This is a genomic window from Streptomyces gilvosporeus, assembly GCF_002082195.1.
GTDB classification, from domain to species: Bacteria; Actinomycetota; Actinomycetes; order Streptomycetales; family Streptomycetaceae; genus Streptomyces; species Streptomyces gilvosporeus.
The window spans coordinates 982,656-998,843 of record NZ_CP020569.1; the positions used below are offsets into that span (position 1 = coordinate 982,656).

Genomic DNA, 16,188 nt, shown 5'->3' on the forward strand with positions numbered 1-16,188 from the left:
CCGATGACCACCGAGAAGGAGCAGACGACGACACCGGCGAGCCCGGCCGGTCCCGCCCGGGGGACCGCCAAGCGGGCCGTCCTCGGCCGGCTTTCCTGGGGACTGGCCGACCAGGCGGCCTCCAGCCTGTCCAACTTCGTGGTGGGGATCTATGTGGCCCGCTCGCTGGGGGTGGCCGCGTTCGGCGTGTTCAGCCTGGCCTGGGTGACCTACGGCGTGGTGCTCAACGTCTCCCGCGGGCTGGCCACCGACCCGCTCGTGGTGCGCTTCAGCGGCGTGCCGCCCACGTCCTGGCGCGCGGCGGTGGCCCGGTCGTCGGGTACCGCGCTCGGCCTCGGTGCCGCCCTCGGCGCGGCGTGCCTGGTGCTCGGGCTCGCGCTGGGCGACCGTGTGGGGCCCGCCTTCGCCTGCCTCGGCGTCGTGCTGCCGGCGCTGCTGCTCCAGGACGCCTGGCGGTTCGCGTTCTTCGCCGCCGGCACCGGGCGCAAGGCGTTCGTCAACGACCTCGTGTGGGGCGCCGCGCTCGTCCCGGCCATGGTGGTGGCGGCCCGCGTGGGCAGCGTGGCCGCTTTCGTGCTCGCCTGGGGCGCGTCCGCCGCGGTGGCCGCGGGGTACGGCTGCCTCCAGTCCGGCATCCGGCCCCGGATGCACCGAGCGCGCGGGTGGCTGCGCGAGCAGCGCGACCTCGGCCACCGGTACCTGGTCGAGAACGTCGCCCTCAGCGGCGCGAGCCAGCTCCGGGCGTACGGGCTCGGCGCGATCGCCGGGGTCGGTGCGGTGGGTGCGGTCCGGGGCGCCGAGCTGCTGCTCGGCCCGTTCCTCGCGGTGCTGATGGGGCTTTCGCTGGTCACCGTCCCGGAGGCGGCACGGGTGCTGCGGCGAGCCCCGCACCGACTGGGCGCATTCTGCCTCCTGCTGGGCGGCGGGCAGGCCGCCGCCGCGCTGCTCTGGGGCGCGGCGCTGCTCCTGATGCCGGACCGACTCGGCGAGCTGGCGCTCGGCGGCGTATGGCCCGCCGCCTCGCAGCTCATCGTGCCGGTCACGCTCGGCGTCGCGGGGGCGGGGCTCGGCACCGGCGCGGCGGCCGGGCTGCGCGCACTCGCCGCGGCTCGACGCAGCCTGCGCTGCCAGCTGTTCGCCTCGGCCTGTTACGTCGGCGGCGGGCTCGGCGGGGCGGCCGTCGCCGGCACCGTCGGCTCGGCCTGGGGCGTCGCCGCCGCGACCGTCAGCGGCTCGGCCGGGTGGTGGCTGCACCTGCGGTCCGCCCTGCGCGAGGGCCACCACAACCCCCTCCCCGAAATGAGGACGCCATGACCGCCCATCCCCGGTTGAGCATCGGCCTGCCCGTGTACAACGGCGAGGAGTACCTGGCCGAATCGCTCGACGCCCTGCTCGGCCAGACCTACGAGGACTTCGAGCTGGTCGTCTCCGACAACGCCTCGACCGACGGGACCCAGGACATCTGCCGCCGGTACGCCGCGAAGGACACGCGCATCCGGTACCTCCGGCTCCCCCGGAACATCGGCGCCACCCCGAACCACAACCATGTGTTCGCCGAGTCCCGCGGCGAGCTGTTCAAGTGGGCCTCGCACGACGACCTTTACGCCCGGGACCTGCTGCGGCGCTGCGTCCAGGCGCTGGACGAGCGGCCGGACGTGATCCTCGCGCACGCCGACCAGGCGGTCATCGACGGCGACGGCCAGGTGAAGGTCCCGTACGAGTACACGCTCGCCACCGCGTCACCACACCCGCCGGAGCGCTTCCGCAGCATGCTGTTCGAGCCCGGCGGTGACGACTTCTACGGGGTGATCCGGGCCGACGCGCTGCGCCGGGTGAAGCCCATGGACAGCTACCACCACGCGGACCGCACGTTCGTCGCCGAGATCGCCCTGCACGGGCGCTTCCACCAGGTGCCGGAACTCCTGTACTTCCGCCGCGACCACCCCACCCGCGCCGAGCGGGCGAACCCTTCCAAGCGCTCCCGCTGCGTCAACCTCGACCCGCGCCGGGCGGGCCCGCTGCACCCGACACCCCGGCTGCTCGCCGAGTACGTCTGGGGCTTCGCCTCGGCGATCCGGCGGGCGCCGTTGTCCGCGGCCGACCGGCGCGCGTGCTACCGCCACCTGGCCGCATGGATGACCAGCCGGGCCCGGCCGGGCGCCGGTGAGCGGGTCGAGGACCGCGCCCCGGTCGACCCGGGCCTGCTCACCGTCTCCGTCGACGCCGTCGTCGCCGGCCGCGAAGGGAGGCCGGCATGACGTCCGCACGCCAAACCCCGGTGCGCGTCGGGGTGTTCGGCCTGCTCGGCTCCGGCAACCTCGGCAACGACGGGTCGCTGGAGGCCGTGCTGGGATACCTCCGCGCCGCGCACCCGGAGGCGGTCGTGGACGCGCTGTGCGGCGGCCCCGAGGCCGTGACGGCCCGCTTCCGGATTCCGGCGACGCGGCTGCACTGGTACCGCGGGGAGTACCGGACCGCGTCACGTACGGGCGCGATCGCGGCGAAGGCTCTGGGCAAACTCGTCGACGTCTTCCGCACCGCCGCCTGGGTGCGCCGGCACGACGTGGTGATCGTGCCGGGTATGGGCGTCCTGGAGGCCACGCTGCCGCTGCGGCCCTGGGGCTTCCCGTACGCGCTGTTCCTCCTCTGCGCGAGCGGCCGACTGTTCGGCACCCGGGTCGCGCTGGTCGGCGTCGGCGCCGCCGCGATCGGCAACCGGCCGACCCGGGCCCTGGTGCGCTGGTCGGCGCGGCTGGCCGCGTACCGCTCATACCGGGACGCCCCGTCCCGCGACGCGATGCGGGCGATGGGCGTGGACACGGCGCGCGACGAGGTCTACCCGGACCTCGCGTTCTCCCTGCCGACGCCGCCCCCGAGCACGCCCTCGGGCCCGCCGGGCCCGGTCTGCGTCGGCGTCATGGCCTTCCACGGCGGCAACGACGACCGCGCCCGGGCCGAGGAGATCCACCGGCGCTACCTTGACGGGACGATCCGGTTCGTCCGCGCCCTGGTCGAGGAGGGCAGGCCGGTCCGGCTGCTCACCGGCGACGAGGTCGACGCGCCGGTGGTCGCCGCGATCCTCGACGCGGTGGACTCGCCGCTGGTCACCGCTGCCGAGACGTCGTCACTTGCCGACCTGATGAAGGAGACGGCGGCTGCCGACACCGTGGTGGCGATCCGCTACCACAACCTGATCTGCGCGCTGAAGACCGGCACACCGGTGCTCGCGCTCTGCTATGCGGCGAAGAGTGACGCGCTCATGGATCGGATGGGCCTTGGCGCGTTCTGCCACCCGGCGCGCGAGGTCGACGCCGACCGGCTGCTCGACCAGTTCCGGGCGCTGGAGAAGCGTTCGGCCGAGCTGCGGCGGACCCTCACCGAGCGCAACCTGGCCGCCGCCCGCCAACTGGAGCGCCAGTTCGCCGCCTTGACCACGGCCCTGTTCCCGGCGGCCGACCACGCCCACACCCTGCGGGAGGCGCCATGAAAGCGACCGAAGTCCCGGCAATCGCCGGTGCATACCTCTTCGAGCCGACGCCGTACGCCGACGAGCGCGGCTTCTTCTGCCGCACCTTCGACGCCGACGTGGTCCGCTCGGTGGGCCTCGACCCGGACGCCTTCGTCCAGGACAGCCTGTCCCGCTCGGTCCGGGGCGTACTGCGCGGCCTGCACCTGCGCTCCGGTGCCGGCGAGGCCAAACTGGTGCGGTGCTCGTACGGGAGGATCTTCGACGTCGTCGTGGACCTGCGGACGGACTCGCCGACCTACCTGGGCCGGGCCTTCTTCGAGCTGTCCGACGAGACGCAAACGACCCTGTACATCCCGGCGGGCTGCGCGCACGGATTCCAGGCGCTGACCGAAACCGCCGACACCTCGTACCGGATCGACCGCCCGCACGATCCGACCGAGGACGTGACGATCGCCTTCGACGACCCGGAGCTCGCCATTCCCTGGCCGCTGCCGGTCACATCGATGTCCCAGCGGGACCGGGAGGCACCGAGCCTCGCCGAGGTCCTGAAGCACACAGAAGGGTGAAGTCGGCGTGAACACCGAAGAGTTCCTCCTGCCCCGGTCACGGACGGCGAACGAGCGGCTGCACGCCCTGATCCCCGGAGGCGCGCACACCTACGCCAAGGGCGACGACCAGTACCCCGAGAACCTGGCCCCGGTCATCAGCCACGGCCGCGGCGCCCATGTGTGGGACATCGACGGCAACCGTTACATCGAGTACGGCTCCGGCCTGCGGTCGGTCAGCCTCGGCCACGCCCACCCGCGCGTGATCGAGGCGGTGCGGCGGGAACTCGACCGCGGCAGCAACTTCGTCCGGCCGTCCATCGTGGAGGCCGAGGCGGCGGAACGCTTCCTGGCCACGGTGCCGACCGCGGAGATGGTGAAGTTCGCGAAGAACGGCTCCGACGCCACCACCGCCGCGGTGCGCCTCGCCCGCGCCGCCACCGGGCGCCCGCGGGTGGCCCTCTGCGGCGACCATCCGTTCTTCTCCGTCGACGACTGGTTCATCGGCACCACACCGATGTCCGCCGGCGTCCCGGCGGCGACCACCGAGCTCACCGTGGCGTTCCCGTACGGGGACCTGGCCGCCACGGAGCAGCTGCTCACGCGGTACGAGGACGACATCGCCTGCCTGATCCTCGAACCCGCCTCCCACACCGAGCCCCCGCCCGGCTACCTCGCCGGCCTGCGCGAACTGGCCGACCGGCACGGCTGTGTACTGATCTTCGACGAGATGATCACCGGCTTCCGCTGGTCCGAGGCGGGCGCCCAGAGCCTGTACGGCGTCGTGCCCGACCTGTCCACGTTCGGCAAGGCGCTGGGAAACGGATTCGCCGTCTCCGCGTTGGCCGGGCGCCGCGAGCTGATGGAGCGGGGCGGACTGCGCCACTCCCACGACCGGGTGTTCCTGCTGTCCACCACGCACGGTGCGGAAACGCATTCGCTGGTCGCCGCGATGGCCGTGCAGACCACCTACGTCGAGGAGGGCATCACCGCGCAACTCCACGCCCTCGGCGAGCGGTTGGCCGCTGGTGTCCGCGAAGCCGCAGCGAGCGCGGGCGTCGGCGACCATGTCGTCGTCCGGGGCCGGGCCAGCAACCTGGTCTTCGCCACCCTCGACGAGGACCGGCAGCCCTCACAGCAGTACCGCACCCTGTTCCTGCGCCAACTCCTCGCGGGCGGAGTGCTGGCCCCGTCGTTCGTGGTGAGCAGCGCGCTCGACGACGCCGACATCGACCGCACCGTCGACGTGGTGGCCCAGGCATGTGCGGTGTACCGGAAGGCGCTGGACGCCGCCGACCCCATCCCCTGGCTGGCCGGGCGACCGGTGAAGCCCGTCTTCCGACGCCTGGCCTGACGTGCCGTCAGCGGCGCTTCCGCCGACCGGCGTCGGCGATCCGGCCGGCCGGCCGGTCGGCCACCCGGTCGACCAGCCACGCGGTCGCCGGGACCACCGCCAGCGCGGTGCACCAGCCGCCGAGAACGTCGGTCGGGTAGTGCGCACCCAGGGCGACCTGCGCCCATCCCATCGCGGCGCCGGCGACCAGCGCCGCCGTGAGCACGAGTGATGTGCCGACCGTCCTGCCGAGGCCGAGCCGGCCGGTCGCGAGGAGCGCCACCACGAGCGCGAGCGCGGTGGCGAAGGCGGTGTGCCCGCTCGGATAGGACAGGTCGCCGTCGCCGTGAATGGTGCGTCCCACCAGGGATTTGAGCAGCGTCGCCGTTCCCACGGCCATGCCGCTCCCGGCAACGACGAGCACCGCCGCACGAGGACACCGAAGCAGCAGGCAGCCCGTCACGATGGCCACGACCAGCGCCGCCGCTCCCACGGGCTCCCCCAGGAAGTCCATGGCCAGAGCGACGTATCGCCACGGCGGCCGTACACCGTCCACCGCCGGCCGCATCCACGCGTCCACCTTGCCGGGCTCGCTGTGGCCGGCGTACAGGATCCCGAGCGCGACGACCACCAGCGCGGCAAGGGCCGCGATCGGCCCGAACCACCCGCGCAGCGATGGGGGCAGCGCCGCGGACGCCGATCGGCCGGTCACCCGCCCACCGCGGGCTGGGTCGACTTCCGGGTCCGCTCCGACCAGGCGATCCAACGCGAGCCCCCCCCGTCGTTTTTTCCGACCCACCCTCCAGCGACCGTGTCCGCCCCGCGGACACCCGCTCCTGGCCTGTACGACTTCAGCCTAGCCAACCCTGCGCCACAAGAGGGTGGTCCGGGCCGCCCGGGCCCGTCGTGCGACGGTCCAGGCGGCCCGGTGGGGTTCAGGGATTCACCACGCTCCAGCGCTCGGCCCGGAGCGGCGAGCCCACCTTGTCCGTATCCGGGGTCCGGCCACGGCAAGATCCGGGATCCGGCCTACGGGCAGTTCGAGAGACCTGATGGCATGTCACACCGCCGCCTGGGACGACGACTTCACCCCCCGAAGGACGCCCGGCTGGAGGTGGGCTGGTCCCGCTGCGCCGGCCACGGTCTGTGCGCCGTGCTGGCCCCCGACCTCATCCGCCTCGACCCGCACGGCTACCCCGCCTCCCCCACCATCCCGGTCGCCCCGTGGCAGGAGCACGGCGCCCGCCGCGCCGTCAACCAGTGCCCGGCCCTTGCGGTGCGCCTTCGCCGTCGCGCGTGACACCAGGTGCCAGGCGGCCATCAGCACACCGGTCAGCAGCGCGCTGTGCCACAGCAGCGCGTCCAGCCGCCCCGCCGCGAGGTAGGCTCCCGCGGCCACCGCCGCCAGCGCGCAGCCCGCGCGGTCGACGATGCTCTCGGCGGACAGCAGGGTGGCGCGGGGTGCGCCGGCGGGAATGGCGTCGTTCACCAGCTTGCGCTGGAGCGGGTAGGTGAAACCGCAGACGGCGGCGAACAGGCAGAGCACCACGACGACCGTCCCCCGGCCGCCGAGGGCGAGACCTGCCAGCATCCCGGCCATCGCGAGGCTGAGGAGGGTCACCCATGCCGCCGGCCGCAACCTTGAGGTGAGCCACTGCGGGCGGGCCGAGGCCAGTGCCTCCGCGACGGTCATGGCGGCCAGTACCGCACCGTGCGCGTTCTCGCCGATGCCGTGGTCCAGCAGCACCGGCTGGAAGAGATTGACCTGGCAGATGCGGGAGAGCGTGAAGACCGCCACGCCCTGCACCATGACCAGGGCGAGCCACGGCGTGGCGCGCAGGGTGCGCAGCGCCGCGGTGGCGTCGTGCAGGGCCGCGGGGAGCCGGTGCGGTCCGGCCGCGCGTGGGGAGCGGGCGGCCTGGCCCGGCAGAACCAGCGCGCAGAGGAGGGAGCCGGCGGCGCTGACGGCACTCAGTGCGTACGGCGCACCGTGCGCGAGGTTCATCAGGGGGCCGACCAGCGGCCAGCACACCACCTTCGCGCCCAGGCCCCACGCCCGCGCCTGTCCCTCGGCCTTCAGATAGTGCTCGCCTGCACCGTGGGCGCGCAGGCCGTCGTAGAGGTAGGCGCTGGCGGCGCCCGAGGCCAGGGAGCGACCGGCGGCGATCGCCAGGAAGTGCGCCAGGAAGCCGGTGTAGGTGGGAGCGAGGAGGGGGGCCAGGTTTGCCGCGGTCATCACCACGGCGCCGGCGCGCAGGCAGTTGCGGGCCCCGATGCGGTCGGCCACCAGTCCGGTCGGGATCTCGAACAGGCAGAAGGCGATGTAGTAGATGCTCTGGATGCCGAAGATCTGTCCGTCGCTGAGGCCCGCCTGCCGTTGGTAGGCGTAGAAGACCGGCATCCACCACAGGAGGTTGAACAGCAGCTGGAAGGCGTTGTTCAGGCGGATGATCCGGCGGGCCCGAGGGGGCAGAGGCTGGGGCGTACCGGCGTTGCCCGGCGGGGCGAGGCGGCGGCTCATCGCGCGTAGGGGCGGATCTGGACCAGGTGGCAGGCACCCTGATCGGTCATCAGCCACTCGATGTCCAGCGGACGGTCCACGTCCGGCGCACTGAAGTGTGACTGGAGCAGCCTCCCGGCCAGGGCCAGGTCCCCCAGCCGCTCCCGTGTGGCGGCGGGCAGGTCCCTGCCGGACGATCCGAGCGCGACGGTGCGGCCACCGCCCTCGACCGTGTTGTAGAGGTACTGGAGGGGCAGTGCCGTGCCGTCGACGACGGCCTCCGGCGATCCGGGCGTGCAGTTGAGGCAGACATTGCGGAAGTCGGCGCGCTTGGTCGGATTGCAGGTGACCAGCACTCCCCCGAGGTCGGCCGGCACATACGGCTGGACGATCACGCCCATGTAGGTGTCGTCGAGCGAGATGCCCGCCTGGTGGCGCAGCCGGACGCTGCGCGGCGACAGCAGGGAGGCCCACACCTCGCGTACGGCGTCGAGGAGGTGGTCCGCGCCGTGCACGGAGGTGACCGAGGTGTAGACGCCCGCCGCGGAGAAGCCGGGCAGGTCCTCGGCGTTGGCGGACGAGCGGACCACCAGACGGCGGCCCGCAGCCGGTCCGGTGGGCAGCGCCCCGAGGATGTGGCCGGCCACCTCGTCGGGCAGGGCGGTGGTACGGACGAGCTGCTGGAGCCGCAGGCAGAGCGGTTCCAGCGTTTCGGGGGCGCCGTCGTCGAGGGCCGCCTTGAGGCGGATGATGCCCTCGCACAGTGCCGGGGAGGAGCGCAGGAAGCGGTGCTGGAGGCCGAAGGGCAGGGCGATGCCGTCCGGCGCGCCGACGGTGTCGGCCACGAAGTCGGCGGCCGCGGCACGGAGTTCCCCGGACGGCGCCGGGTGCGTGGTGCCGAGGCGGGCGGCGAGATGCCGGTAGAGGTCGGGGCGGGGCGGTCGCGGCTTCCCGTGGAAGGCGGTGAGGTCGGCGGCGCGGGCGTTCAGGACGTGGTGGAGCTCCCCGAGGTGGGCCGCCTTGGTGCCGTAGCGGTTCTGGTCCGCGAGGCGCAGTCGGTGCAGCGGCCGTGCCGAGAGGTCGTCCAGCAGCGGTGTCCGCAGCCGGATCCGCGGGCGGTGCCGGGCCGGTGCTGCGGTCGGCGCCGCCGCCGGGGCGATGGGGACGAGGCTGATGTCGTCCTCGGTGACCCGGTAGCGGACCCAGCCGCCGTCCAGACTCTCGGCCCGGATGAGCCGGTCCAGGTCACGGACGATGGCGTTGGGGATGCCCCAGCCGGCGGCGAGGACGTTGGTGTGCGAGAGCGGGGTGGTCGTCGCGGTGTTGATGAAGCCCGCGACGCGCGGCACATCGTCCGGCAGGCACGGCATGGCCAGGATGTCGGACCCGCCGAGTGTGCCGGCCGCGGCCGCATACTCCTCTGCCGTACGGAAGTGGCGGAGCCGGCCGGTGGCTTCGCCGGGGTTGAGCGGTGTCCGGGTGCGATGGCCGAAGAGCTGGTGGCTGAGGATCCGCGGCACCCGGACGTCGCTGACGGAGGCGAGGGCATGCTCCTGGCCGTGGTTCGCCGGTTTCAGCAGCAGCGGCAGTCGGCCGTCGAGCCGGTGGCGGACGAACGTGTAGAACTCCTCCAGCATCGGGCCGTCCATGGTGTCGGCCTCGGTCGTCTCCAGGACGAGGAAGGGCCGGCGGCGGCCCGCGGTGTCCTGGTCGGTGTGCAGGGAGAGCACTCCCAGCAGGAAGCGGCGGTCGGGTGCCATGTAGACGGAGGCGTTGACGGCGTCCAGGCAGGCGTCCAGCTCCGCCGGTGCCATGCCGAGGACGCGGGTGGCGAGGTAGTCGACGTGGAAGGGGTGGACGGCGGTGTCGAGCAGATGCCAGGTGTCTTCGGCGCGGTCCACCACGACCTTGAGGTACGGATGGCCGGCCAGCGAGCCGGCGAGGCTCCGGAACAGCGGCAGCGCAAGGCGTTCGCCGACGGCCGTGCGGTCGGTGACGGGCGGCTGTGGAGCGGCGGTCGGCGGGACGACGGTGATGCTCATGAGCGGGCCTCCGCGGCGCCGACGAGGGGCAGGATCTTCGGCAGGGCGTGCACGAGGGACCGGAAGTCGTCGAGCACGGTCGCCGGGTCGGCCGCGGACAGCAGGCAGAGCGCCGCCATCGTGTTGGCTCCCGCGGCCGGGTCGTACACCGGCACCGGAGCACCGTCGGGCAGCGAGTTCTCGGCCACCACGGACAGCCGGCTGCCGGCGCCGATCGGCGCCGCGTCCCGTACCGCCGGGAAATCCCAGACGCGACGGTCCGCCCAGGCGTCACCGGCGGCGTCGACGGCGAGGACGACGAGCGAGCCGGCCGCACCGCGCGCCTCCTGGGAGGTGAGGACCTGGGCGGGCCAGACAACCGGCCGCCCCAGCAGTTGGTCGACGAGCATGCCGACGAGGTCCAGCCCGAAGACCTCCTCGATCTGGGGCACGGTCATCGCGCCGCCGAAACGTGCGGCGGTCTCGATCACCCACATCCGGCCGTCCGCACCGAGCTTGATCTCCGTGTGGGTCCCGCAGTTCTCCAGGCCCAGCGCGTCGACGGCGTCGCGTGCGAGGGCCACGATGCGCCGCTGGGTGTCGTCCGGCAGCGGTACGGGCGTGATGCCGGCGCGCTCGGTGAACGGCGCCACGGTCGGCATCCGGCCACTGAGGCATACCGGGCGGAACTCGCCGTCGGCGACGACGCCTTCGACGCTGACGTAGTCGCCCCAGCCGCTCTGGTCGAACCAGCCGTCGGCGGTGCCCGGGACGATCTCCTCGACGAGGAAGTTCCCGCCGGCTCCGGCCACATGGAGTTCGGCGTAGCCCAGCTCCGCGGATTCGGCCATGACGGCATGCGCCCGGTGCCAGGCCGCCGGTATCTCGTCGGCGGACCGGATGATCTGGTGCGCGGTGGAACCCGCGCTCCAGGCGGACTTCAGCAGAACGGGGAGGCGCAGCGCGGCGGCCGCGTCGCGGAGCTCCTGCTCGTCGGCCACTGGGCGGAACCGCGGCTGGGAGATCCCCCGCTGCATCCAGGTGCGACGCATCAGCCGCTTGTCGCGGGCGAGCGCGCTGCGGCCGCCGGCCCCGGCAAGGCCGAGTTTCGCGCACGCCTCGGCGACCGCGACGACCGCGTACTCGGAGAAGGTGACGACGGCGTCCGCGCCGACGGCCTCGGCCCGGGTGACGATCAAGGACACCAGATCGTCCCGCTCGGTTTCAGCGGGGCTCAGCACCGAGGCGCAGAGCTGCTCGGCAACGGGGGCGACGGTGGGCGGAAGCGTGCTGAGCGCCAGCAGGTGCACTGCCGAACGCGCGGCGACCCGTGACAGGGCGTACCCCAAGGGCGGGCCACCCTTGGCATACACGAACAGCACCGTGCTCACTGGAATCCGACTCCTCTACAGGCGGGTGGGGGCCGTGCCTACCGGTGGACCGGGGCGGCCGACGGCGCCTGGATCCGCGTCCATGCGCCGTACCTCAAGAGAAGCAGCCGGGCGCTGCCCCATGTGCCGCCGCGGGCCTCACACACTCAGGCAAACGCCAGAGTTGTGGAGTTCACCGTCCGCCGCCGAGGGCTCCGCGATGCTGTATGGCGGTGCGGACGTGCACCCCGACGGCCGGACCCGTGCCCGCAAATCGGCCGAGAACCGCGTATGGGGCCGGGGAGCTCCGGATACGCATGGCGGTGGCGCGGCGTACGCGCGTCGCCGAACCCGTTGAACCCGTCGAGCCCGTTGAACTCTTCACCGAAGAGAGGCCGTTGTGGACGAGACCGGACTGAAGTCGCTGCTCGAACGCCTGCCGGTGTCCTGGTGGGAGGCCGACGGTGAACTGCGGGTGATCGACAGCGGGGGCGGCGCCTTCGGCGACCGGGGAACCGCACAGCGCTTCCTGGACACGCTGCGCCGGCAGCCGTCGGGCCCGCGCGCCTCCGGACCCGGCCACTGGCAGACGCAGTTCGACGGCCGGCTCTTCGAGGTGAACTGGTGTGGCGGCGTGCCGCGGCAGGGCCGCTCCCGCGGGGTGGCCGTGGAGATCGGCACCGGCTCGGCCGCCGACCGTCGCTACGACGCCTTCGCCGACCTCGCCCCCTCCGCGGCCTTCATCCGGGACGCCGCGGGTCGCTATGTGTGGGTGAACCACGCCTACGCCCACCTGTACGGCACCACACCGGAGCACATCATCGGCAAACATGTCGAGGAGGTCGACTCCCCCGTCGACGCGGCCCAGGTCCTCGCCCTCGACAAGGATCTGCTCACCCGCGGGAAGCCGGTGCGGCACACGCTCACCTATCACCGCCCGGACGGCAGCAGCGGGCAGGCGGCCGGTCATCGCTTCCCCGTACAGGAGGGCACCGAGACCTGTGTGGCCGGTATCTACATCGACATCAGCGACTACACCCGCGCGCTCCACCAGCGCCGGGAGGCCGAGGAGAGCCTGTGCGCGCTGCGCGACCACAGCGGGCTGCCGTGCGCGCTGATCTCCGCGGGCGGCCGGATCCAGCAGGCGAGCGCCGCAGCCGCCGAACTTCTGCAGATCCGGCTGTCCGACCTGGTCGGCCGGCGGGCCGACGGCTTGCTGGCGGCCACCTCGGAATCAGCCGGTCTGTGGCGCAGCTGGCGCGATCTCATAGTCCGCCGCTACCGGCGGATCCAGACCTCCGTCGTTCTCGTCGACACCCGCGGCCGGCAGCGCAGGGTCCGGTTGCACCTGACGACGGTGGGTCGGTACGTGGCCCGCGCCACCAGCATCTGGGCGGTCGTCACCCACCAGGGCATCGCCCAGGAGTCCCATCTCGCCATGACGGCCAGTCAGGAACGCATCCTGTCGCTCCTGGCGGCCGGCCGCAGCAACGCCGACATCGCCACCTCGCTGCGCCTCTCCCGGCAGACCGTCGACTACCACCTCAGCCGTCTTAGAGACCTCCTGGACGCTCCCAACAGGTGCGCGCTGGTCGCCCGCGCCTACGCCCTGGGCATCTTCGTCCCGCACTCCTGGCCCCCGCGTCCGGCGACCGCGGTCCCCTCACCAAGAGCCACCTGATCCCGCCCGCCCCGGGAGGACCGGCAGCAGGAGTACCGCGACTCCCCGGTCCGACGGCTCACGCTGCGAGGAACTCCGCCCACCGTGTGACACCGCCCTCGTGGACCCGCACACCGCACTCGGCCGCCAGGGCGGTGACGATGCCGAGCCCACGGCCGTGCTCGTCCCCGGGCTGGACGGGCACCCAGCCGGCCGATGCGGGCCCCGCGTCGGTGACCTCGACGCGCAGCGCGCTGCGCCCGTCGGCCCCGCCCCGTGACAGCCGCAGCGCCGCCGGCGGCAGGGCGTGGACGACCGCGTTGGTGATCAGCTCCGAGATCACGATGAGCGCGTCCTCGGCGAGGTCCGGGGCCAGGTTCCAGTCGGCCAGGACCGTACGCATCCGCCGGCGCACGACCGAGACGGCCTCGGGGATGTGTGGCAGCGGACAGACATGCTCGGCCACCTCCTGGATCACCGCTTCAAGCTGTGGTGACATGTCGCCTCCTCCGAGGCCCGCTACCGGTTGAACGCCGGGCTTGAAAGCGACGCTATGGAGAACGGCGGAGGCGGTCAATGAACACCGGTCGGCATTACCGAACGCCAGACCGGCGTGAAGCCCTCCGTACCGGCAGATTCCGACCGCGGGACTACGATTGCCTCATGGCCGGCCCGGTCCAGTCGATCGAACGGGCGGCGGCAATCCTGCGACTGCTCGCCAGTGGGCCCCGTCGGCTCGGGCTGGGTGAGGTGGCCGCGTCGCTCGGGCTGGCGAAGGGCACGACCCACGGCATTCTGCGCACCCTGCAGAACATCGACTTCGTCGAGCAGGACCCGGCGACCGGGAAATACCAGCTCGGGGCCGCGCTGCTGCACCTGGGCACCAGCTACCTCGACGTGAACGAGCTGCGGTCCCGCTCCATCAACTGGGCCGATGCCCTGGCCGCCCGCAGCGGGGAGGCCGTCCGCCTGGGCACGCCCCTGGAGGGCAAAGTGCTCATCGTCCACCATGTCTTCCGCCCCGACGACACCTTCCAGACCCTGGACGTGGGCTCACTGCTGCCCCTGCACGCCTCCTCGCTCGGCAAGGTGCTGCTGGCCTTCGGCAGCGTGCCCCTGGAGCCGACCGTGGAGGCCGAGCTGGAGGCGTACACCCGGCACACCCTGGTCACCCCGGAGGACCTCACCCGGGCGCTCTCCGAGATCCGGGAGCTCGGGTGGGCCGCCGAAGTACAAGAGATGATGACGGGCGAGGCCGGTATCTCCGCGCCGATCCGCGGCCACGGTGGACTCGTGGTGGGTGCCATCGGCGTCTCCGGCACGATCGAGCGGATCTGCGACTCCAAAGGGATCCCGCAGCCGGCACTGGTGACGCAGGTCCGGCACGCCGCGCGGGCGATCTCCCGCGATCTGGGGGCCGCCCGCTGGTGAGCCCCGCCGCCCTCCCTTACCGCAACGGAAGGCTGATCATGGTTGAGCGGTATGTGATGTCCATCGACCAGGGCACCACCTCCACCCGGTGCATCCTCTTCGACCACGGCGGTCGGCTGGTGTCGGTCGCCCAGCACGAGCACGAGCAGCACTTCCCCCGGCCCGGATGGGTCGAGCACGACGCCGTCGAGATCTGGCACACCCTCCAGCGCGTGGTACCGCAGGCGCTCTCGCACGCCGATGTCAGCCCCGAGGAGGTCGCCGCCATCGGGATCGCCAACCAGCGCGAGACGACCGTGCTGTGGGACCGGCGTACGGGCACCCCGCTGGGCAGGGCGATCGTCTGGCAGGACACCCGTACGGCCCCGATGGTCGAGGAGCTCAGAAACGAGCCCGGGGACGACTTCTTCCTCCAGCGCTGCTGCCTGGCCCCTTCCACGTACTTCTCCGCCCCCCGCATCCGCTGGCTGTTCGACCATGTCGACGGGCTGCGGCAGCGCGCCGAGGACGGCGAGGTGCTGTTCGGCACGATGGAGAGCTGGCTGATCTGGAAGCTCACCGGCGGGCCGGCCGGCGGCAGGCACCTCACCGACGTCACCAACGCCAGCCGCACCATGCTGATGAACATCAGCACCCTCGACTGGGACGAGGAGCTGCTGGAGTTCTTCGGAGTCCCCCGCCCGATGCTCCCGGAGATCCGCTCCTCGGCCGAGGACTATGGAACCGCCCGCACCGTCCTCCCGGGCGTCCGTATCACCGCCGCACTCGGCGACCAGCAGGCGGCGCTGTTCGGTCAGACCTGCTTCGCCCCCGGGGAGGCGAAGTGCACCTACGGAACCGGCAGTTTCCTGCTGCTCAACACCGGCACCGACCTCGTACGGTCCCGGCACGGACTGCTCACCACCGTCGCCTACAAGATCGAGGACCAGCCCGCGGTCTATGCACTCGAAGGCCCGATCGCCGTCACCGGGGCACTGGTCCAGTGGTTCCGCGACCGGCTGGGGCTGATCAGCACCGCCCCCGAGATCGAGACCCTCGCGCGCAGCGTCGAGGACAACGGCGGCTGCTACATCGTCCCGGCGTTCTCCGGCCTGTACGCGCCGCACTGGCGCAGCGACGCCCGTGGGGTCATCGTCGGCCTCACCTCGTACATCACCAAGGGGCACCTTGCCCGAGCCGTGCTGGAGGCCACCGGCTGGCAGACCCGGGAGGTGGTGGACGCCATGAACGCCGACTTCCCGCTTCCGTTGAAGGTGCTCAAGGTGGACGGCGGCATGACGTCCGACAACCTGCTCATGCAGTTCCTGGCCGACGCGCTCGACGTGCCCGTGGTGCGCCCCATGGCCGTCGAGACGGTCTCCCTGGGCGCCGCCTACGCCGCCGGTCTCGCCGCTGGCTACTGGCCCGACCTGGAGGTCCTGCGCCGCAACTGGCACCGGGCCGCCGAGTGGCTGCCGAAGATGTCCCCCGAGCGGCGACAGTCGGAGTACGAGAACTGGAAACGGGCGGTCGAGCGCGCGCTCGGCTGGATCGCGTCGCCGGACCCGACCTGACGCCCTCGGCACAGGAAGTCGCCCCACACCCCACACGCAAGCGCGCACCGAGGCCGTAGACACGGCGCGCACCGAAGCCGGCAAGGGGACACGCCATACCCGGATCGGGTGATCCCGCCGCGACGGTGATGTTCGACCAGGGCTGCCCCTTGGGGCGCCAGGCCCCAGCGCAGAGAATCGAAAATCAGCGCGACGAATCGCCCGCACTCGACCGTGACGGAGCACTGGAGGGGGTCGTTTTCCCCGGTGTTCCACTCAGTCGTTCGACGCGAGGAGGCGTAGTGCAGCAACTGCCAAAGTTTCTGA

General features: G+C 72.5%; 13 protein-coding genes and 1 pseudogene. 9 read left to right on the forward strand and 5 right to left on the reverse strand.

From position 1 onward, the window contains the following. Window positions 1-3: 3 nt before the first annotated feature. The 5 genes from B1H19_RS04565 to B1H19_RS04585 are packed head-to-tail and all read left to right on the forward strand — an operon-like array spanning window position 4 to window position 5,368. On the forward strand, window positions 4-1,314 hold the full coding sequence (locus tag B1H19_RS04565; protein ID WP_083103272.1) for an MATE family efflux transporter: 1,311 nt from the start codon (window positions 4-6) through the stop codon (window positions 1,312-1,314). After that, window positions 1,311-2,258: a glycosyltransferase family 2 protein gene (locus B1H19_RS04570; RefSeq protein WP_083103275.1), complete on the forward strand. Its 948-nt coding sequence runs from the start codon at window positions 1,311-1,313 to the stop codon at window positions 2,256-2,258. Before B1H19_RS04565 ends, B1H19_RS04570 begins: the two co-directional genes overlap by 4 nt. After that, window positions 2,255-3,487 carry a polysaccharide pyruvyl transferase family protein gene (locus B1H19_RS04575; protein ID WP_083103278.1) on the forward strand — a complete coding sequence of 411 codons (1,233 nt, stop codon included), beginning with the start codon at window positions 2,255-2,257 and terminating at the stop codon, window positions 3,485-3,487. Before B1H19_RS04570 ends, B1H19_RS04575 begins: the two co-directional genes overlap by 4 nt. Further along, entirely contained in the window at window positions 3,484-4,035 is a 552-nt protein-coding gene (rfbC, locus tag B1H19_RS04580) for a dTDP-4-dehydrorhamnose 3,5-epimerase (protein WP_083103281.1), read from the forward strand. Before B1H19_RS04575 ends, rfbC begins: the two co-directional genes overlap by 4 nt. A gap of 7 nt (window positions 4,036-4,042) precedes the next feature. Beyond that, window positions 4,043-5,368, forward strand: coding sequence for a glutamate-1-semialdehyde 2,1-aminomutase (locus tag B1H19_RS04585; protein ID WP_083103283.1), 1,326 nt, complete (start codon window positions 4,043-4,045; stop codon window positions 5,366-5,368). Window positions 5,369-5,375: 7 nt separating this feature from the next. Here B1H19_RS04585 and B1H19_RS04590 read toward each other — a convergent pair whose 3' ends face one another. Then, window positions 5,376-6,059, reverse strand: a complete 684-nt coding sequence (locus B1H19_RS04590; RefSeq protein WP_083103286.1) for a phosphatase PAP2 family protein — start codon at window positions 6,057-6,059, stop codon at window positions 5,376-5,378. A 345-nt stretch (window positions 6,060-6,404) separates the two neighbouring features. On the opposite strand from B1H19_RS04590, the gene B1H19_RS40755 reads away from it, so the two are divergent. Beyond that, window positions 6,405-6,647, forward strand: a complete 243-nt coding sequence (locus B1H19_RS40755) for a ferredoxin (protein WP_083103289.1) — start codon at window positions 6,405-6,407, stop codon at window positions 6,645-6,647. Here B1H19_RS40755 and B1H19_RS04600 read toward each other — a convergent pair. From B1H19_RS04600 to B1H19_RS04610, 3 genes and pseudogenes are all read right to left on the reverse strand, one after another. Next, a pseudogene (locus B1H19_RS04600) lies at window positions 6,624-7,868 on the reverse strand (MFS transporter); the annotation flags it as partial. The gene B1H19_RS40755 and the pseudogene B1H19_RS04600 sit on opposite strands and share 24 nt — an antisense overlap. Continuing rightward, on the reverse strand, window positions 7,865-9,889 hold the full coding sequence (locus tag B1H19_RS04605) for a PEP/pyruvate-binding domain-containing protein (RefSeq protein ID WP_083103292.1): 2,025 nt from the start codon (window positions 9,887-9,889) through the stop codon (window positions 7,865-7,867). The pseudogene B1H19_RS04600 and the gene B1H19_RS04605, both read right to left, overlap by 4 nt. Then, the gene (locus B1H19_RS04610; protein WP_083103294.1) at window positions 9,886-11,259 is read right to left on the reverse strand and encodes an ATP-grasp domain-containing protein; all 1,374 of its coding nucleotides are present in this window, start codon (window positions 11,257-11,259) and stop codon (window positions 9,886-9,888) included. Before B1H19_RS04610 ends, B1H19_RS04605 begins: the two co-directional genes overlap by 4 nt. 379 nt (window positions 11,260-11,638) lie before the next feature. On the opposite strand from B1H19_RS04610, the gene B1H19_RS04615 reads away from it, so the two are divergent. Beyond that, window positions 11,639-12,919, forward strand: coding sequence for a helix-turn-helix transcriptional regulator (locus B1H19_RS04615; RefSeq protein WP_083103297.1), 1,281 nt, complete (start codon window positions 11,639-11,641; stop codon window positions 12,917-12,919). Window positions 12,920-12,977: 58 nt separating this feature from the next. On the opposite strand, the gene B1H19_RS04620 is transcribed toward B1H19_RS04615, so the two are convergent. Next, complete coding sequence (locus tag B1H19_RS04620; protein WP_083103300.1) at window positions 12,978-13,397, reverse strand: ATP-binding protein; 420 nt, start codon at window positions 13,395-13,397, stop codon at window positions 12,978-12,980. A 164-nt stretch (window positions 13,398-13,561) separates the two neighbouring features. Here B1H19_RS04620 and B1H19_RS04625 point away from each other — a divergent pair, with 164 nt between their 5' ends. Beyond that, window positions 13,562-14,329 (forward strand): IclR family transcriptional regulator, encoded by a 768-nt coding sequence (locus tag B1H19_RS04625; RefSeq protein ID WP_083103302.1) that lies wholly within the window; start codon window positions 13,562-13,564, stop codon window positions 14,327-14,329. 38 nt (window positions 14,330-14,367) lie between these two features. Next, a complete protein-coding gene (glpK, locus tag B1H19_RS04630; protein WP_083103305.1) occupies window positions 14,368-15,882 on the forward strand; it encodes a glycerol kinase GlpK in 1,515 nt (504 codons plus the stop codon). Window positions 15,883-16,188: the final 306 nt, after the last annotated feature.